Origin of the sequence: Pseudomonas sp. OA65 (assembly GCF_017498305.1) — a bacterium.
Lineage (GTDB): Bacteria > Pseudomonadota > Gammaproteobacteria > Pseudomonadales > Pseudomonadaceae > Aquipseudomonas > Aquipseudomonas zanjanensis.
The window spans coordinates 1-18,963 of sequence record NZ_JAGDEZ010000054.1 but is presented as its reverse complement, the minus strand read 5'-3'; the positions used below and the strand labels follow the sequence as shown (position 1 = coordinate 18,963).

Sequence of the window (18,963 nt, the reverse complement as noted above, 5' to 3'; positions counted from 1 at the left end):
GCATAAAATCGGTTCAATGCCATGAATAGCTCAACTACCACCGCCAAAGCCCCCATCGAGATCGCTCCGCCGCCGGTGCGCAAGATCCGCCTGGCCAACCCCGGCTGGTTCCTGGTCAGCCCTTCGGTGGCCTTGTTGCTGCTGTGGATGATCGTGCCGCTGGGCATGACCGTCTACTTCTCGCTGATCCGCTACAACCTGCTCTATCCCGGCGAAAACGAATTCGTCGGGCTGGAGAACTTCAGCTACTTCCTGACCGACTCGGGTTTCATGCCCGGCGCCACCAATACCCTGCTGCTGGTGGGCAGCGTGCTGTTGATCAGTATTGTCCTCGGGGTATTGATCAGCGCGCTGCTGGAGGCCAGTGAGTTTTTCGGTCGCGGCATTGTCCGTGTGCTGCTGATCTCGCCGTTCTTCATCATGCCCACCGTCGGTGCGCTGATCTGGAAAAACCTGATCTTCCACCCCGTGTCGGGCATCCTCGCCTCGGTGTGGAAGCTGTTCGGCGCCCAGCCGGTGGATTGGCTGGCTCATTACCCGCTGTTGTCGATCATTATCATCGTCAGCTGGCAATGGCTGCCCTTCGCGATCCTGATCCTGATGACGGCCATGCAGTCGCTGGACCAGGAGCAGAAAGAAGCCGCCCGCCTGGACGGCGCCGGCCCCATCGCGATTTTCTGGCACCTGACCCTGCCGCACCTGGCCCGGCCGATTGCCGTGGTGCTGATGATCGAAACGATCTTCCTGCTGTCGGTGTTCGCCGAGATCTTCACCACCACCAACGGTGGCCCCGGCTACGCCTCCACCAACCTGGCCTACCTGATCTACAACCAGGCACTGGTGCAGTTCGACGTCGGCATGGCGTCGGCCGGTGGCCTGATTGCCGTGGTCATTGCCAACATCGCCGCCATCATCCTCGTGCGGATGATCGGCAAAAACCTCACCGACAAGCATTGAGGCCGTCGCCATGACTCTTCAACAATCCCGTCGCCTGCAAAGCCTGTTGCTGGGCACGCTGGCCTGGGCCATCGCGATCCTGATCTTCTTTCCGATCTTCTGGATGGTGCTGACCAGTTTCAAGACCGAAATCGATGCGTTCGCCACGCCGCCGCAGTTCATCTTCGCGCCGACCCTGGAGAACTACCTGCACATCAACGAGCGCAGCAATTACTTCAGCTTCGCCTGGAACTCGGTGGTGATTTCCTTCAGCGCCACCGCCCTGTGCCTGCTGATCGCGGTACCGGCAGCCTACTCCATGGCGTTCTATGAAACCCAGCGCACCAAAGGCACGTTGCTGTGGATGCTCTCCACCAAGATGCTGCCACCGGTGGGCGTGCTGATGCCGATCTACCTGCTGGCCAAGCAATTCGGCCTGCTGGACACGCGGATCGCGCTGATCATCATCTACACCTTGATCAACCTGCCTATCGTGGTCTGGATGATTTACACCTACTTCAAGGACATCCCTCGCGACATCCTCGAAGCGGCACGTCTGGATGGCGCCACGCTCTGGCAGGAAATGGTCCGCGTGCTGCTGCCGATCGCCAAGGGCGGCCTGGCGTCCACCGTGTTGCTGTCGCTGATCCTGTGCTGGAACGAGGCGTTCTGGTCGCTGAACCTCACCTCTTCCAAGGCCGCCCCGCTGACAGCGCTGATCGCCTCCTATTCAAGTCCGGAAGGTTTGTTCTGGGCCAAATTGTCGGCCGTCTCGACCCTGGCCTGCGCGCCGATCCTGATTTTTGGCTGGATCAGCCAGAAACAGCTGGTGCGTGGTTTGTCCTTTGGCGCGGTGAAGTAACCCGCCCTACACAATAATCAGAAGTGGAGGCCCATCATCATGGCCAACCTGAAAATCAAGAATCTGCAAAAGGGTTTCGAAGGCTTCTCCATCATCAAGGGCATCGACCTTGAGGTGAACGACCGCGAGTTCGTGGTTTTCGTCGGCCCGTCTGGCTGCGGCAAGTCCACGCTGCTGCGGCTGATCGCCGGCCTGGAAGAGGTCAGCGACGGCACCATCGAACTGGATGGCCGCGACATTACTGAAGTCAGCCCGGCCAAGCGCGACCTGGCGATGGTGTTCCAGACCTACGCCCTGTACCCCCACATGAGCGTGCGCAAGAACATGTCCTTCGCCCTCGATCTGGCCGGCGTGCCCAAAGCCGAAGTCGAGAAGAAGGTCAACGAAGCGGCGCGTATCCTCGAACTGGGGCCGATGCTCGAGCGCAAGCCCAAGCAATTGTCCGGCGGCCAGCGCCAGCGCGTGGCGATCGGCCGGGCCATCGTGCGCAACCCGAAAATCTTTCTGTTCGACGAACCGCTGTCCAACCTCGACGCGGCCCTGCGGGTGCAGATGCGCCTGGAACTGGCGCGCCTGCACAAAGAATTGCAGGCGACTATGATCTACGTCACCCACGACCAGGTCGAAGCCATGACCCTGGCCGACAAGGTGGTGGTGCTCAACGGCGGGCGCATCGAGCAGGTCGGCTCGCCGCTGGAGCTGTATCACCAGCCGGCCAACCTGTTTGTCGCCGGGTTCCTCGGCACACCGAAAATGGGCTTCCTCAAAGGCAAGGTCACCGCCCTGGACGGCCAGGGTTGTGAAGTGCTGTTGGACGCCGGTACGCGCATCAATCTGCCGCGCAGCGGCACCAACCTGAGCGTTGGCAGTGCGGTGACCCTAGGGATTCGTCCGGAGCACCTGAACCTGGCGCAACCGGGTGATTGCACGTTGCAAGTCACCGCAGACGTCAGCGAGCGACTGGGCAGCGACACCTTCTGTCACGTCGTCACGGCCTCCGGCGAAGCCTTGACCATGCGCGTTCGCGGCGACCTGGCGAGCCGTTTCGGCGAACAGCTGAGCCTGCACCTGGACGCTGAACACTGCCATTTATTCGATGCCGAGGGCGTCGCGGTAAACCGCGCGCTGCGCGCCGCCGCCTGATTGCCGAGACTTGCGATGAAACTCAACCGACAAAACCTGCACAACCTCAACCCCGAAGTCGCCCTGCCGGCCTACCCCTTGAGCGATATCCGCCAGGGCATCGCCCACATCGGCGTCGGTGGTTTCCACCGAGCGCACCAGGCTTACTACACCGATGCGCTGATGAACACCGGCGCTGATCTGGACTGGGCCATCTGCGGCGTGGGCCTGCGGGCCGAGGACCGCCGTGCCCGGGATGACCTGGCCAGCCAGGACTACCTGTTCACCCTGTACGAACTGGGCGATACCGATGACACCGAAGTCCGCGTGATCGGTGCGATCAATCACATGTTGCTGGCCGAAGACGGCGCCCAGGCGCTGATCGACAAACTGGCCGAGCCGCAGATCCGCATCGTCTCGCTGACCATCACCGAAGGTGGCTATTGCATCGACGACAGCAATGGCGAGTTCATGGCCCACCTGCCGCAGATCCAGCACGACCTGGCCCACCCCGAGGCACCGAAGACTGTCTTCGGCTTCCTCTGTGCCGCCCTGGCCAAGCGCCGAGCTGCGGGGACGCCAGCGTTCACGCTGATGTCCTGCGATAACCTGCCCCACAACGGCGCCGTCACTCGCAAGGCGCTGCTGGCGTTTGCCGCGCTGCGCGACCCGGAGTTGGGCCAATGGATCGACGGGAACGTGGGCTTTCCCAACGCCATGGTCGATCGCATCACCCCGATGACCAGCGGCGCCCATCGCTTGCAGCTGCATGACGAACACGGCATCGACGACGCCTGGCCGGTGGTCTGCGAACCGTTTGTGCAATGGGTGCTGGAAGACAAATTCGTGAGCGGCCGCCCGGCCTGGGAAAAGGTCGGCGTGCAGTTCACCGATGACGTTTCCCCCTATGAAGAAATGAAAATCAAGCTGCTCAACGGCAGTCACCTGGCGCTGACCTACCTGGGCTTCCTCAAGGGTTATCGCTTCGTCCACGAGACCATGAACGATCCGCTGTTCGTACGTTACATGCGCGCCTACATGGACCTGGACGTGACGCCGCAACTGGCGCCAGTACCGGGCATCGACCTGACCGACTACAAGAACACCCTGGTGGAGCGTTTTTCCAACCAGGCGATTGCCGATCAGTTGGAACGGGTCTGTTCGGACGGCTCGTCGAAGTTTCCAAAGTTCACCGTCCCGACCATCAACCGCTTGATCGCCGACGGCGGCGAAACCCGCCGTGCGGCCCTGGTCGTCGCGGCCTGGGCGGTGTACCTGAAGGGCGTGGACGAGAACGGCGTAACGTACTCGATTCCGGATCCGCGGGCGGCGTTCTGCCAGGCCTTGGTGGCCGACGATGCGCTGGTGACCCAGCGGGTACTTGAAGTGGAGGAAATCTTTGGCACCGCGATCCCCCGCTCGCCGGAATTCGTGGCAGCCTTCGAATGGTGCTGCAACAGCTTGCGCGAGCACGGGGTCACACGGACACTTGAGCGGGTACTGGCCGAGGCTAGCTAAGGCTCGACCGCGAACCGCTTTTTGTGGCGAGGGGATTTATCCCCGCTGGGGCGCGAAGCGGCCCCCAACGAACTGTCTGATACACCGCAGTAACAGATGCACCTGGGGCTGCTTCGCAGCCCAGCGGGGATAAATCCCCTCGCCACAGGTACCCATAGCCACAGGTCTGTGTTTTGTTCTTTGATCCGAGGATTTCCATGGCAAACCAACAACTGTTCCTGGGCATCGACTGCGGCACCCAAGGCACCAAGGCGCTGATCCTGGATGCACTCAGCGGCCAGGTGCTCGGCCTGGGCGCCGCTGCCCACAGCATGATCAGCGGGGCCAACGGTCGCCGTGAACAAGACACCCAGCAATGGCTCGATGCATTTACCCAGGCGACGCGCCAGGCCTTGGCCGCCGCCGGGGTCGATGGCCAGGCGATCCTCGGCATCGGCGTGTCCGGCCAGCAACACGGCCTGGTGCTGCTTGACGACCAGGGCCAGGTCCTGCGCCCGGCCAAGCTGTGGTGCGACACCGAAACGACGCCGGAAAACGATCGGCTCCTGACCCACCTCGGCGGCGAAGCCGGCAGCCTCGAACGCCTCGGCGTGGTGATCGCGCCGGGCTACACGGTTTCCAAACTGCTCTGGACCCGGGAGCAACATCCCCAGCTGTTCGAACGCATCGCCAGCGTCCTGCTGCCCCACGACTTCCTCAATTACTGGCTCACCGGTCGCCATTGCAGCGAATACGGCGATGCCTCGGGAACCGGCTACTTCAACGTGCGCACCCGCCAGTGGGACGTGCCGTTGCTGCAGCACATCGATCCGAGCGGACGCTTGCAAGCGGCGCTGCCAGAGCTGATTGAGGCCCACCAGCCGGTGGGACGTATCCTGCCAGCCATCGCCAAGCACCTGGGCATCAGCCCCGACGCAGTGGTTGCCAGTGGCGGTGGCGACAACATGATGGGCGCCATCGGCACCGGCAATATCCAGCCCGGCGTGATCACCATGAGCCTCGGTTCCTCCGGCACGGTCTACGCCTATGCCGCCGAACCCACGGTCAGCCCGCAACCGTCAGTGGCGACGTTCTGTTCTTCCAGCGGTGGCTGGCTGCCGCTGATCTGCACCATGAACCTGACCAACGCCACCGGAGCGATCCGCGAGCTGTTGGACCTGGACATCGACGCCTTCAACGCCCAGGTGGTCCAGGCCCCGATTGGCGCAGAAGGTGTGTCGATGCTGCCGTTCCTCAACGGCGAGCGCGTGCCTGCCCTGCCCCATGCCACCGGTAGCCTGTTGGGCCTGACCACCACCAACCTGACCCGGGCCAACCTGTGCCGCGCCGTGGTCGAAGGCACGACATTCGGTTTGCGCTATGGCTTGGACCTGCTGCGGGCCAACGGGCTCGAGGCCCAGAGCATTCGCCTGATCGGCGGCGGCTCGAAGAGCCCGGTGTGGCGGCAGATCGTCGCCGATATCATGGACACCCCGGTCATTTGCACCGTGCAAAGCGAAGCAGCGGCGTTGGGCGCGGCGATCCAGGCAGCGTGGTGCCATTCAGGCCGCCAAGACAGCCTGGCCGAACTGTGCGAGCGCTGCGTCAAGCTCGACCCGACCAGCGAAACCCGGCCAGTCGCCGCGCATGTCGCGGCGTCCCAGCAGGCTTATGAACGTTATCGACAACACGTCGCAACCCTTTGAGAGCGGGCAACTATGTATCTGGTGTGTGGTGAAGCGCTGTTTGATTTTTTCAGTGAAACCGAGGCGGATGACCCTGCTTCGCAGGTGAACTACAAGGCGATTGCCGGCGGCTCGCCGTTCAACGTGGCGGTGGGGTTGCGCCGCCTGGGTATTGAGTCGGCACTCTTTGCCGGCCTGTCCACCGATTACCTGGGCCGCCGCCTGCAGCAGGTGCTGCTCAACGAAGGGGTCAGCGCTCGATACCTGCTGGACGTCGACGCCCCGACCACCCTGGCGATGGTCGCCGTAGGCGCCAATGGTTCGCCCCACTACAGTTTTCGTGGCGAAGGCTGTGCCGACCGACAACTGAGCCTGGCTGATCTACCGGACCTCGGTCCTGAAGTGCGTGGCTTGCATGTTGGTTCGTTCTCGCTGGTGGTCCAGCCCATTGCCGACACGCTCCTGGCCCTGGTGCGACGGGAAAGTGGCCGGCGCCTGATCAGCCTCGACCCGAACGTGCGGCTCAACCCGCAGCCAGACATCGAACTGTGGCGGTCGCGAATCGCGACACTGGTGCAATACGCCGACCTGATCAAGGTCAGTGACGAAGACCTGGACCTGCTCTATCCAGGCATCGAGCCCCAGGCGGTCATCGAGGGTTGGCTGGGGCACCGTTGCCAAATGGTCTTCCTGACCCGTGGCGGCCAGGGAGCTACGGTCTTCAGTCGCCAACACGGCACATGGTCGCTGCCGGCGTGCGCGGTGAAAATCGCCGACACCGTGGGTGCAGGCGACACCTACCAGGCGGCGTTGATCGCCTGGTTGACTGAACAACAATTGGATTCCGTGGAGGGCTTGCACACCCTGAGCCGCGAGCAGATCAGCGCAATGCTTGAATTCGCTATTCGAGCCGCCGCTCTGACGTGCGGCAAAACCGGTCCGGACCTGCCTTACCGACAGCAACTCGGTTGAGTGGCAGAACCGCTGAAAAGCTGTACGCCGGGTTCGGACAACGCCGGACCCGGGCGTCAGGCTACAAGGACAAGGCCGTACTCAGCGCCCGGTCATTCGCTGGTGTTGCTGATGAAAGTGATTGCCAGCGGCAGGGTTGTGGTCAAGTTCCGTACGCAACTCGGCAATCAGGTCGTTGATAGCCCGGCACCCGGTGAGTTTCCTGGCATCGATGTCGGTTTTGAGCAAGGCCACATGATCGGTCTTGTGATCATCGAAGATCTTGATCGTCATCGTCAGCTCAGGTGACAACGTGCATTGCGAGCGCTTGGGCAGCAAACTGCTTTCAATGATGTTTCGCATTTCGAGGGCAGATAAAAACATGGCGACTCTCTCCTGTTGAGGCGGCCAACTTATGTTCACGACGGCGGTATTTTCGTCCGTTTTCTTCCCTGCGGACTGGGACTACGAATACCGTGCCGTTCGTTCTTTTTTGGCGTTTCTACTTTGAGCTCGTGAAACGAACTCCCAGATCATCCCGCAAAAAATATGCCCGGTTTGACGAGACAGGGCACTGATATAAATCAATCGTTTAGCGTCGATACCTGTCTGACCTTTCGTGCAAAATGCAAGGAAACGGCGTTTTTTCCATGCAAACTGCAATCGGATTGATCGTGTCGAAAGCTAGATTAGCTTCAATCACAGGCACTTGGGCGGGCGCCCGTCGCCTTGTTCAAAAAATGTTCGACACGAGCGGTTTGGCTCGTGGTTGCGGTGGCTCAGCTTGCATTGACGTTGAATAGATTGCCGTCATCGCGAGCAAGCTCGGCTCCCACAGTGGACTGTGTTAATCCCGCCCCCCTGAATCCCCCCGCTACCATGTGGGAGCGAGCCTGCTCGCGATAGCGTTGAGTCATGAGACGCAGTCCTCTACGCCTAACGCCGCCCGCTCCGCCACATGGCGCAAACTGTCGAAATTGATGTTGGCACCGGAATCGATCGCCACCAGGGTCTCGCCTCGCACGCCCGTGCGCGCCACGTATTGCTTGATCCCGGCCACCGCCAATGCACCTGACGGTTCGGTGATGGAGCGGGTATCGTCGTAGATGTCCTTGATTGCGGCGCACAGTTGGTCATTGGTCACCGTCATCACCTCATCGACACAGAAACGGCAGATATCCAGGCCGTGGGCGCCGATCTGTGCCACGGCCACACCATCGGCAAAGGTTCCCACTTCGGGCAAGGTCACTCGCTCCCCGGCGAGCAGCGCGGCCTGGAGACAAGCGGAGTGCTGCGACTCGACACCGATGATGCGAACGTCCGGGCGCAGGTATTTGACGTAGGCCGCGATGCCGGCGATCAATCCCCCGCCGCCGACCGGCACGAAAATCGCGTCCAGCCGGCCAGGATGCTGACGCAGGATCTCCATGGCGACGGTGCCCTGCCCGGCAATCACATCCGGGTCATCGAAAGGTGAGACGAACTCCCGCCCGGTCCGCTCGGCCAAGTCCAGCGCATAGGCCAGGGCAAACGGAAAACTCTCCCCGTGCAGCAGCGCCTCGGCGCCCCGGTTGCGCACCCCCAGCACTTTCAATTCCGGCGTGGTCACGGGCATGACAATGCTGGCCGAGATACCCAGTTCCCGTGCCGCTAGCGCGACGCCCTGGGCATGATTGCCGGCAGACGCGGTGATGACGCCACGGGTCCGCTGCTCCGCGGTCAGGTGCACGAGCTTGTTATAGGCGCCGCGGATCTTGAAGGAAAAGGTCGGTTGCAGGTCTTCGCGCTTGAGCAGGATCCGGTTGCCCAGGGCCTCGGACAACGCAGGCGCCGCTTGTAGCGGTGTGCGCACGGCCAGTTCATATACAGGAGCGGCGAGGATTTTCTTGACGTAGTGCTCGAGCAGGGCTTGTTCGGTGAGGGCAACGGTCATGGCGATCTCCTGGTTCGGTCGGAGCCCAGGAGACAGAAAGAAAAAACCCGCCTCGAGGGCGGGTTCGGTGCAGCCGTCAGCTAGCCCGCCAAATAAGGAATGGCGGTAATAATGCTTGGCTGGCTACGCAATACGGTTGAATTCATGCCTGGAAATTAGCGGTGCGTTGGCGGCAAGTCAATGGCAAAGATCAAATGCTATCCGCTCTTGTGGCGAGGGAGCTTGCTCCCGCTGGGTTGCGAAGCGACCCCAAAGCTAACGGCAATCAACCTGATACCGCGACGACAGATTCCGGGGGCCGCTGCGCAGCCCAGCGGGAGCAAGCTCCCTCGCCACAAAAGCTCCGGCGTTGCGTTACTTAAGTCCGATTTTGTACAACGCCCCGTCGTCCTCATCCGTCAGCACATACAGGTACCCATCCGGCCCCTGGCGCACATCTCGGATTCGGGCCTTGAGTTCGCCCAGCAGGCGCTCTTCATGAACGACCTTGTCATCCTGCAATTGCAGGCGGATCAGTTCACCGGACACCAGGGCCCCGATAAACACGCTGTGTTGCCAGGCCTTGAAGCGCTCATGGTCGTAGAACGCCATGCCGCTGAGCCCAGGGGACACCTGCCAGACATGGAAGGGGTCAACGCCGCCTTCGATACTTTTGCCCTGGGCTTCGGGAATCGGCGCCCCGGAATAATTGATGCCATGGGTCGCCAGTGGCCAACCGTAGTTCTTGCCGCGCTCGATGATGTTCAGCTCATCGCCGCCCCTGGGCCCATGCTCGTTCTCCCACAGGGTGCCGTTCCAAGGGTTGAGGGCAGCTCCCTGGGGGTTACGAACGCCGTAGGACCAAATCTCGGGACGGACGTCTTTCTGGCCGACGAAGGGGTTGTCGTCGGGCACCTTGCCGTCGGGGTAGATGCGCACGACCTTGCCTTGCAACTTGTCCAGGTCCTGGGCGGTGGGCCGTTCGTTGTTCTCCCCCAGGGTAATGAACAGATAGCCGTCGCGGTCGAAGACCAATCGCGAGCCGAAGTGGTTGGCCGTGGACAGCTTGGGTTGCTGGCGGAAGACCACGTCGAAGTTCTTCAGGCTCTTGAGGTCTTCGGACAGTTGCCCACGTCCCACGGCGGTGCCGGCCTTGCCGTCCGCGCCCGCCTCGGCATAGGACAGGTAGACGGTGCGGTCCTGCTTGAAGTCCGGCGACAGCACCACGTCCAGCAGGCCGCCCTGGCCCTTGGCCCACACCTCGGGCACGCCGCTCAGGGGCGCGGACAACTTACCGTCGGGACTGACCACGCGCAGGTTGCCCTCTCGCTCCGTGACCAGCATGCCCTGTTGGCCAGGCAGGAATGCAACGGACCAAGGATGCGCCAGCCCCTTGGCCACAGTGGTCACTTCCAGGGTGCCCTCTTCGCTCTTGAAAGACTGGATAGGCGCGGCAACAGCCGGCGTGGCAAGGGTCAGGACAGCGCTGGCGCAGAATGCGGCCAGGAGGGTTTTACGCAACATGCACATTTCCTTCTGCGGTGTTGAAAGTGAAGTTCCAGCGCCTAGCGATTGCCATTCTGGCTGTTGCGGGGTGGCGTGGGAGACTCGATGGTCGGTCGCGGCGAACCCGACGGCTGGCCGGACCGGGGGTAGCCATTGCCGATGCCGCCGTTTTCCAGGGTCGGAGGCCGTGGCACCGGCACGGTCGGATTGTCATGAATCGTCGGCACGTTGGGCCGGGTGCCCTGCATGCTGTTGGGATTGGCCCGACGCGTCGGGCTGTTATAGGGATTGTTGTTGCCCGGCAGGTTCTGGGCCAGGACCATTGGGCCATCGCTGGGCGTGACGGCCTGGGCAGTGGCGGTCAGCAGTAGCGTCATGATGGCAATCATCAGCCTGTTCATTCGCAGACCTCCTTGAGTTCAGGCATATCGAAAGCACGCTACGCCGCAGGTTCGACGTTGTTAAGCGAAATGTCCCGGTGAAGATGTAACGAAGCATCTCCGCCCTCACAAATGGAAACTTTTCCAAAGACCCGAAGGTCACCAGAGAGACACTCACCGGCAAGGAAAACACCCACATGGCACGGGCAATCTGGAAAGGCGCAATCAGTTTCGGGCTGGTCCACATTCCCGTGGCGCTGGTGTCGGCCACCGCGTCCCAAGGTGTGGACTTCGACTGGCTGGACAAGCGCAGCATGGACCCGGTGGGCTACAAGCGTGTCAACAAGGTCACCGGCAAGGAGGTGACCAAGGAAGATATCGTCAAAGGTGTGGAATATCAGAAAGGCCAATACGTGCTGATCAGTGAAGACGAGATCCGCGCCGCCCACCCCAAGTCCACCCAGACCATCGACATCTTCTCTTTTGTCGATAGCGAAAAAATCCCCCTGCAAAACATCGACAAGCCCTATTTCCTGGCGCCCGACAAACGCGGCGGCAAAGTCTATGCCTTGCTGCGCGAGACATTGGTCAAGACCAACAAAGTTGCGCTGGCCCATGTGGTGCTGCATACCCGCCAGCACCTGGCCGCCCTCATGCCTCTTGAAACGGCACTGGTGCTGGTAATGCTGCGCTGGCCCGCCGAGGTACGCGAGCTGGATGTCCTGGAGCTGGGCGACGAGGTCACGAATCCGACCCTGGCCAAGGGCGAGTTGGAAATGGCCAAGCGCCTCGTGGAAGACATGAGCGGCGACTGGGAGCCCCAGGAGTACCGCGACAGCTTCGAGGACAAAATCATGGAACTGGTGGAGAAGAAGGCCAACGAGGGGCGGCTTGAAGCGGTGGAAACCGATCCTGGCGAAGAACAACGCAAGACCGCCGATGTCATCGACCTTACCGAGTTGCTCAAGCGCAGCCTCGGTGGCAAGGGCAAGGCACCCGAAAAATCCGCCGGGAAGGCCCCGGGAAAACCTGCGAAAGCCCGCAAATCCGCTCCTGCCAAAAAAGCCACCAAGGCCTCCCGGGGCTAACCCCCTGGCGTGTGCAATACAAGGGAATCTGTCATGGCCAACGCCGAGAGTGAATCTGCTCGTTTGTCCAATGCCGAGCCGGACGCAACAACGCCCCGCAACCCTGACCAAGGCGCAAAGACAGCCCTGCCCGAACGCCTGTCGCCGCAGTTGGCTACGCCCGTGGAAGAGCCCCCCACCGGTGAATGGCGCTACGAAGTCCAATTCCACGGTTATCGATTGCTGAGCCGCATCGAAGACGGCGAAGTGCGGTTATACAACCGTAATCATCTGGACTGGACCGATCGGCTGAAGCTGCACGCCGACGCCCTGGCCGGGTTGAACCTGGGGGACAGTTGGCTCGATGGCGAACTGGTCCTGCTCGATGAGACCGGCCACTCCGATTTCTCCGCCCTGCGCGAGGCGTTCGACATCAGCCGCACTGTCGACATGGTGTATTTCCTGTTCGATGCGCCCTTTCTCAATGGTGTCGACCTACGCCAGGCGCCGGTGGAAGAACGCCGTGCGGCGCTGAAACAAGCCCTCGGCAACAACACCAGCAAGCGCGTGCGCTTCTCCGAATCGTTTGCCGCCAGCCAACACGATATGTTCGAAAGCGCCATCGCGCTCTCATTGGACAGCGTGGTCGGCAAGCGCCTGGGCAGTCCTTACGTTTCCAGGCGAAGCGATGATTGGGTAAAGCTCAAGTGCCGGCTGCGCCAAGCCTTCGTCATCGTCGGGTTCACCCGCCCCCAAGGCAAACGCAGCGGTTTCGGCGCGTTGTTGCTGGCGGTCAACGAGCCAACGGGACTGGCGTACGCCGGCCGGGTCGGCACCGGGTTCAGCCAGATGCAAATCAAGCAATTGCATGAGCAACTGTGTACCCAGCAGCGCGATACGCCACCACTGGCTGAGCCGCTCAACGGTACACAGGGACGCGGCGTGCAATGGGTCGAGCCGACCCTGACCTGTGAAGTCGAATTCACCGAGTGGACCCGCGACAACCAAGTGCGGCAGGCGATTTTCCTGGGTTTGCCGCCCGATACGCCCGCCAGCAAGGTGGTTCGAGAGCAGCCCCTGCCGATAAAACCCGCTGCGCCCAAACCCCAGCGTCGTCACAAAGCCAGCGCGGCCAAGGTGGACGGTGTGACGATTACCCACCCTGATCGCGTCATCGACAGTGTCAGCGGCGTGCAAAAGGCCGAGCTGGCCCAGTATTACCTGGACATCGCCCCTTGGATCCTGCCGCACCTCAAGCTCCGCCCGGTCGCGTTGCTGCGGGCACCGGACGGTATCGGCGAAGAACTGTTCTTTCAAAAACACGCCGATCGCCTGGAGATTCCCCACATTAAGCAGTTGGATCCGCAACTGGACCCGGGGCATGCCGCCTTGATGGAAATCGACGACATCCACGCGCTGGTCGGCGCGGCGCAGATGGGCGCGGTGGAACTGCACACCTGGACCGCGACCCACGACCGGATCGAGACACCTGACCTGTTTGTCCTCGATCTGGACCCGGACCCGTCACTGCCCTGGAGCGCGATGATCGAGGCGACCCGCATGACCTTGGCCGTACTCGATGAGCTGGGTTTGCAGGCCTTTCTCAAGACCAGCGGTGGCAAAGGCATGCATGTGATCGTGCCCTTGGCGAGAAATGAAGGCTGGGACACCACCAAGGCGTTCGCCAAGGCCATCTCCCAATTCCTGACCCGACAAGCGCCGGAACGCATCACCGCCACCATGGGACCGAAGAACCGCGTCGGGAAAATATTCGTCGACTACCTGCGAAACGCCCGTGGAGCCAGCACCGTGGCGGCCTATTCAGTGCGCGCCAGGCCAGGCCTGCCGGTGTCGGTGCCGATCGCCCGGGACGAGCTGTCGAACCTGCGCAACGCCCAGCAATGGGACATCTATACCGCGTTGGAGCGGGCCAGGAGCTTGGGCGCCGATCCTTGGGAAGGTTATAACCACCGCCAGCGGATTACCGCCAGGATGTGGGAGCAACTGGATACGCAAAAACCCACCGACTGAAACCTATGGGGCGTAGGAGCTCGTAGGAGCTGTCGAGTGCAACGAGGCTGCGATCTTGTCCCAAACAATTGAGTCGCAAGCGAAAAGATCAAGATCAAGATCAAGATCAAGATCAAGATCAAGATCAAGATCAAGATCAAGATCAAGATCAAGATCAAGATCAAGATCAAGATCAAGATCAAGATCAAGATCAAGATCAAGATCAAGATCAAGATTAAAAAATCGCAGGCTTCGCCAGCTCCTACGGGTGTTTAGATCCAGACGAAGATCGCCAGCAATCCACCGAAAAATGCCCACTTCTGCAGGTAGTACAACGTGCGGTTGCGTTTTTTCAGGGCCTTGCCTTGCAAGCGTATCTTGTAGAGCCGGGAGAACGCCCGGTTCAGGCCGCCCGTCTTGTCGCCCGCATCGTTGGGCGCACCGGCGGCCGCCATCACGGTGCGGCTGAACCAGCGGTTGAACGCCGTGGCCCAGGGAAACTTCATCGGCCGCTCCACGTCGCAGAACAGGATGATGCGGTTCTGGTCGGTGGTGTTCTCGGCGTAATGAATGAACGTTTCATCGAAAATCACCGCTTCGCCGTCACGCCAGTGATAAGCCTCGCCATCGACATTGATGTAGCAGCCGGCATCGTTGGGTGTTTCCAGGCCCAGGTGATAGCGATAGGACCCAGCATACGGGTCGCGGTGCCGGACCAGCTTCGACCCCGGCGGCAATTCGGCAAACATCGCCGCCTTGATCGACCCGATGCTCTGCACCAGTTCGGTGGTGCGTGGGCATAGTTTCATGGCCGACGGATGGCTGTCGCCGTACCACTTCAGGTAGAAGCGCTTCCAGCCAGTTTTGAAGAACGAGTTGAAACCCACGTCGTCATACTGATTGGAACGCTTGATCTCCCCCGCCCGCAGCAGGCTCTGGCCTTCGGCCCGGATCTCTTGCCAATGCGCCTGCAGTGGGCTCAGGTCCGGGAACTGCGCCGGGCTCAGGAAAGGCCTGTTGGGCAGTTTCGAGCACAGGTAAAGCAGGCAATTGATCGGTGCCAGGAAAGACGAGTGATCGCTCAACTGGCGTCCGATCTTATGCCGCACGCGTCCGCGCAGGTGAACGTAGCCAATGGAAAGGAGGTAGATCGCGACAATGATGAGCTTCACGAAAGTCCGTCACAATGCAGGAGTGAACAGGCTGCGTCTCCGGGCCAGCCAAGCGGCAAGGGAGATGGCATCGGGTGAGATGGCATTTTAGCCAGAGTTTGTAACCAAAAGTTATCCTGAAGGTGTGAAAAACTGTCTTGTCCGGGCAATACCCTATCGTTAATGCGGCCAGATCAGTACAATCGCCGCCAATTATCACGCGCTCCCTTTGGCCGATGCCGCAAACCGTGGCTTCGGCGCACGTCTACCCGGGCCAGGCGCTCCGTATGCTGCTGTCCTCTTATGCCGGATGGACCCTTGCGCTTGCGACCGCGACGCCTTTGCGCGGTCGGGACGTGCGCAAACAGGTACTGAACAGGTACTGCCGCACCCTTAGCTACTCTGAATGTTCCGCAGGATAAACCTTTGATCTCTACAGCTAACATCACGATGCAGTTCGGCGCCAAGCCACTGTTCGAAAACGTCTCTGTCAAATTCGGCGCGGGCAACCGCTACGGTCTGATCGGCGCCAACGGTTGCGGCAAGTCGACCTTCATGAAAATCCTCGGTGGCGACCTCGAACCGTCCGGCGGCCAGGTCATGCTCGAACCGAACGTGCGCCTTGGTAAACTGCGCCAGGACCAGTTCGCCTACGAAGAATTCACCGTGATCGACACCGTGATCATGGGTCACGAAGAGCTGTGGAAGGTCAAGGCCGAGCGCGACCGCATCTACTCGCTGCCGGAAATGACCGAAGAAGACGGCATGGCCGTGGCCGAGCTGGAAACCGAATTCGCCGAGATGGACGGCTACACCGCCGAATCCCGCGCTGGTGAACTGCTGTTGGGCCTGGGGATTGGCATCGAACAGCATTTCGGCCCGATGAGCGAAGTGTCACCAGGCTGGAAGCTGCGAGTACTGCTGGCCCAGGCGCTGTTTTCCGACCCGGAAGTGCTGCTGCTCGACGAACCGACCAACCACCTGGATATCAACACCATCCGCTGGCTGGAAAACGTGCTGACCCAGCGTTCAAGCCTGATGATCATCATCTCCCACGACCGTCACTTCCTGAACAGTGTCTGCACCCACATGGCCGACCTGGACTACGGCGAGCTGCGCCTGTTCCCGGGCAACTACGACGAGTACATGACCGTGGCGACCCAGTCCCGCGAGCAACTGCTGTCGGACAACGCCAAGAAGAAAGCCCAGATTTCCGAACTGCAATCGTTCGTCAGCCGTTTCTCGGCCAACGCCTCGAAAGCCAAGCAGGCCACCTCCCGCGCCAAGCAGATCGACAAGATCCAACTGGCCGAGGTCAAGCCATCGAGCCGCGTCAGCCCGTTCATCCGCTTCGAGCAGACCAAGAAACTGCATCGCCAGGCGGTCATCGTCGAGCGCATGGCCAAGGGCTTTGACGGCAAGCCGCTGTTCAAGGACTTCAGTTTCACCGTCGAAGCCGGCGAGCGCGTGGCGATCATTGGCCCGAACGGCATCGGCAAAACCACCTTGCTGCGCACCCTGGTCAATGAGCTGGAGCCGGATGCCGGTACCGTGAAATGGACCGACGCCGCGGAACTGGGCTACTACGCCCAGGACCATGCCCATGACTTCGAAGACGACGTCAACTTGTTCGACTGGATGGGCCAGTGGACCCAGGGTGGCGAACAACTGGTGCGTGGCACCTTGGGCCGCATGCTGTTCTCCAACGACGAGATCCTCAAGTCGGTCAAGGTCATTTCCGGTGGTGAACAGGGCCGCATGCTGTTCGGCAAGCTGATCCTGCAAAAGCCCAACGTGCTGGTGATGGACGAACCGACCAACCACTTGGACATGGAATCCATCGAAGCGCTGAACCTGGCGCTGGAAAACTACCCGGGCACGTTGATCTTTGTCAGCCATGACCGGGAGTTCGTGTCGTCCCTGGCCACTCGCATCATCGAGCTGAGCGCCGACGGCGTGGTTGACTTCAGCGGCACCTATGATGATTACCTGCGCAGCCAGGGTGTGGTGTTCTAAGGACAGCTCCTAGCTACAAGCTACAAGCTACAAGCGGCAAGTAAAAGCCCTGTCCACTGTGACGGGGCTTTTTGCATTCCAAGGATAAAAAACACCCTGTGGGAGTGAGCTTGCTCGCGATGGCGGCATGCCAGTCAAATGATCATTGCCTGACCCACCGCTTTCGCGAGCAGGCTCGCTTCCACAGGGGATTTGTGGCGACCTTCAGTTTTTTGACCACACCGAACCCTTGTGGGAGCGAGCCTGCTCGCGAAAGCGGCAGTAAACACAGCATCCATCCAGCCTGAACACTCTGTTTCCCCAAACACACTTAGTTAGCCTGCTTTCTTTTATCCCCACCTCGCGCCATGATGAGGCTCTCTTACCGCTGCCCGCGAACGAGCCCCATGCCCACGCCCTCCTCTGCCCCCAGTTCCTTGTCGATCACGCTGCAGATCGTCTCCATCGTTTTCTATACCTTCATCGCCTTTCTCTGCATCGGCCTGCCGATTGCCGTGCTGCCCGGGTATGTCCACGAACAGTTGGGCTTCAGCGCGGTGGTGGCTGGGTTGACCATCGGTTCACAGTACCTGGCGACCCTGCTCAGCCGACCGATGGCCGGGCGGTTGTCGGACAGCGTCGGCACCAAGCGCGCGATTGTCTACGGGCTGTCGGGGATTGTGCTCAGCGGCGTGCTGACGCTGATTTCGACCCTGCTGCAAAGCTTCCCCCTGACCAGCCTGCTGATTCTGATTGTTGGCCGCTTGTTGCTCGGCGTGGCCCAGGGACTGATCGGCGTAGGCACCATCAGTTGGTGCATGGGCCAGGTGGGGGTGGAGCATACGGCCCGCTCCATTTCCTGGAACGGCATCGCCTCGTACGGGGCCATCGCCATTGGGGCGCCGCTGGGGGTTGTGATGGTCGGGGAACTGGGGTTTGCCAGCCTGGGCATTGCGCTGTCGTTGCTGGCGGGGGCTGCGCTACTGATGATTCGCAACAAGCCGTCGGTGCCGGTCATTCGCGGCGAGCGCTTGCCTTTCTGGGCGGTGTTTGCGCGCATTGCGCCGTACGGCGCGGGCCTGAGCCTGGCGTCGATCGGCTACGGCACGCTCACCACGTTCATTACACTGTTTTATGTCAGTCGCGGCTGGACTGGCGCGGCTTGGTGCCTGACGGTTTTTGGCATTTGCTTCATCCTCGCGCGGCTGTTGTTCATTTCCAGCATCGCCCGCTTCGGTGGCTTCAACTCGGCCATCGCTTGCATGAGCATCGAAACCCTTGGGCTGGTACTGCTATGGCTGGCGCCGTCCACTCCGTTCGCCCTGGTCGGTGCCGGATTGGCCGGCTTCGGGTTGTCGCTGGTGTACCCGGCACTGGGGGTGGAGGCGATCAAGCAAGTGCCGAACACCAGCCGTGGGGCGGGTTTGAGTGCTTATGCGGTGTTTTTTGACCTGGCGTTGGCGATTGCCGGGCCGTTGATGGGGGCGGTGGCGTTGAACCTGGGTTATTCGTCGATTTTCTTCTGTGCTGCGTTGTTGTCGGTTAGCGGGCTGGGGCTGACGTTGCTGCTGCGGCGCCGGGCCGTAAATGCTCCTTAATACTCTCCACTAGTAAAAACGGCGTTTGTTTCAGAAATGGAAAGCGCCGCTTTTTTGGGGGGACGGGTTTTGGTGTGTATATCCGTTTCTGCGGTAACGGCTACTTATGGTTCCGCCCTTACGGCGGGTCACTTTTGAAAAGCGCAAAAGTAACCAAAACGCTCCTGCCCCACCACTCGGCACCTCGCTAAGGCTCGGTGTGCCCTCACTCCGGCATTGCTCCGTGGGCCGCCGCGAAGGGCCATCCATGGCCCAGCGCGGCTACCTCGGCATCCATGCCGAGGTGCCCAC

The 18,963-nt window shown here is 61.0% G+C and carries 16 protein-coding genes; 11 read left to right on the top strand and 5 right to left on the bottom strand.

Annotation, left to right across the window (positions count from 1 at the left end; all coding sequences use genetic code 11):
- Window positions 1-21 precede the first annotated feature (21 nt).
- From J3361_RS26865 to J3361_RS26840, 6 genes are all read left to right on the top strand, one after another.
- Window positions 22-957: a sugar ABC transporter permease gene (locus J3361_RS26865; protein WP_207967091.1), complete on the top strand. Its 936-nt coding sequence runs from the start codon at window positions 22-24 to the stop codon at window positions 955-957.
- 10 nt (window positions 958-967) lie between these two features.
- On the top strand, window positions 968-1,798 hold the full coding sequence (locus J3361_RS26860; protein ID WP_039590930.1) for a carbohydrate ABC transporter permease: 831 nt from the start codon (window positions 968-970) through the stop codon (window positions 1,796-1,798).
- 39 nt (window positions 1,799-1,837) lie between these two features.
- A complete protein-coding gene (gene ugpC, locus J3361_RS26855) occupies window positions 1,838-2,941 on the top strand; it encodes a sn-glycerol-3-phosphate ABC transporter ATP-binding protein UgpC (protein WP_207967090.1) in 1,104 nt (367 codons plus the stop codon).
- Window positions 2,942-2,956: 15 nt separating this feature from the next.
- Entirely contained in the window at window positions 2,957-4,438 is a 1,482-nt protein-coding gene (locus tag J3361_RS26850) for a mannitol dehydrogenase family protein (protein ID WP_207967089.1), read from the top strand.
- A 197-nt stretch (window positions 4,439-4,635) separates the two neighbouring features.
- The gene (gene xylB, locus J3361_RS26845; RefSeq protein ID WP_207967088.1) at window positions 4,636-6,123 is read left to right on the top strand and encodes a xylulokinase; all 1,488 of its coding nucleotides are present in this window, start codon (window positions 4,636-4,638) and stop codon (window positions 6,121-6,123) included.
- A 12-nt stretch (window positions 6,124-6,135) separates the two neighbouring features.
- Window positions 6,136-7,074, top strand: coding sequence for a carbohydrate kinase (locus J3361_RS26840; RefSeq protein ID WP_207967087.1), 939 nt, complete (start codon window positions 6,136-6,138; stop codon window positions 7,072-7,074).
- A gap of 81 nt (window positions 7,075-7,155) precedes the next feature.
- Here the strand turns inward: J3361_RS26840 and J3361_RS26835 are convergent, their stop codons facing one another.
- From J3361_RS26835 to J3361_RS26820, 4 genes are all read right to left on the bottom strand, one after another.
- On the bottom strand, window positions 7,156-7,437 hold the full coding sequence (locus J3361_RS26835) for a DUF1652 domain-containing protein (protein WP_207967086.1): 282 nt from the start codon (window positions 7,435-7,437) through the stop codon (window positions 7,156-7,158).
- 529 nt (window positions 7,438-7,966) lie between these two features.
- Complete coding sequence (ilvA, locus tag J3361_RS26830; RefSeq protein WP_207967085.1) at window positions 7,967-8,986, bottom strand: threonine ammonia-lyase, biosynthetic; 1,020 nt, start codon at window positions 8,984-8,986, stop codon at window positions 7,967-7,969.
- Between the two features lie 354 nt (window positions 8,987-9,340).
- Window positions 9,341-10,489 (bottom strand): PQQ-dependent sugar dehydrogenase, encoded by a 1,149-nt coding sequence (locus tag J3361_RS26825; protein ID WP_207967084.1) that lies wholly within the window; start codon window positions 10,487-10,489, stop codon window positions 9,341-9,343.
- Window positions 10,490-10,530: 41 nt separating this feature from the next.
- Window positions 10,531-10,872 carry a hypothetical protein gene (locus tag J3361_RS26820; protein WP_207967083.1) on the bottom strand — a complete coding sequence of 114 codons (342 nt, stop codon included), beginning with the start codon at window positions 10,870-10,872 and terminating at the stop codon, window positions 10,531-10,533.
- A gap of 176 nt (window positions 10,873-11,048) precedes the next feature.
- Between J3361_RS26820 and J3361_RS26815 the strand changes: the two genes are divergently transcribed.
- From J3361_RS26815 to J3361_RS26805, 3 genes are all read left to right on the top strand, one after another.
- Entirely contained in the window at window positions 11,049-11,939 is an 891-nt protein-coding gene (locus tag J3361_RS26815) for a Ku protein (protein WP_207967082.1), read from the top strand.
- Window positions 11,940-11,972: 33 nt separating this feature from the next.
- Entirely contained in the window at window positions 11,973-13,949 is a 1,977-nt protein-coding gene (ligD, locus tag J3361_RS26810; protein WP_207967081.1) for a DNA ligase D, read from the top strand.
- Between the two features lie 68 nt (window positions 13,950-14,017).
- Window positions 14,018-14,167, top strand: a complete 150-nt coding sequence (locus J3361_RS26805; protein WP_207967080.1) for a hypothetical protein — start codon at window positions 14,018-14,020, stop codon at window positions 14,165-14,167.
- Between the two features lie 33 nt (window positions 14,168-14,200).
- On the opposite strand, the gene lpxO is transcribed toward J3361_RS26805, so the two are convergent.
- On the bottom strand, window positions 14,201-15,100 hold the full coding sequence (gene lpxO / locus J3361_RS26800) for a lipid A hydroxylase LpxO (RefSeq protein WP_207967079.1): 900 nt from the start codon (window positions 15,098-15,100) through the stop codon (window positions 14,201-14,203).
- A gap of 405 nt (window positions 15,101-15,505) precedes the next feature.
- Here lpxO and J3361_RS26795 point away from each other — a divergent pair, with 405 nt between their 5' ends.
- Both J3361_RS26795 and J3361_RS26790 read left to right on the top strand, forming a co-directional pair.
- Window positions 15,506-17,095 (top strand): ABC-F family ATPase, encoded by a 1,590-nt coding sequence (locus J3361_RS26795; RefSeq protein WP_003181279.1) that lies wholly within the window; start codon window positions 15,506-15,508, stop codon window positions 17,093-17,095.
- A gap of 386 nt (window positions 17,096-17,481) precedes the next feature.
- Window positions 17,482-18,672, top strand: coding sequence for an MFS transporter (locus J3361_RS26790; protein ID WP_207967078.1), 1,191 nt, complete (start codon window positions 17,482-17,484; stop codon window positions 18,670-18,672).
- Window positions 18,673-18,963: the final 291 nt, after the last annotated feature.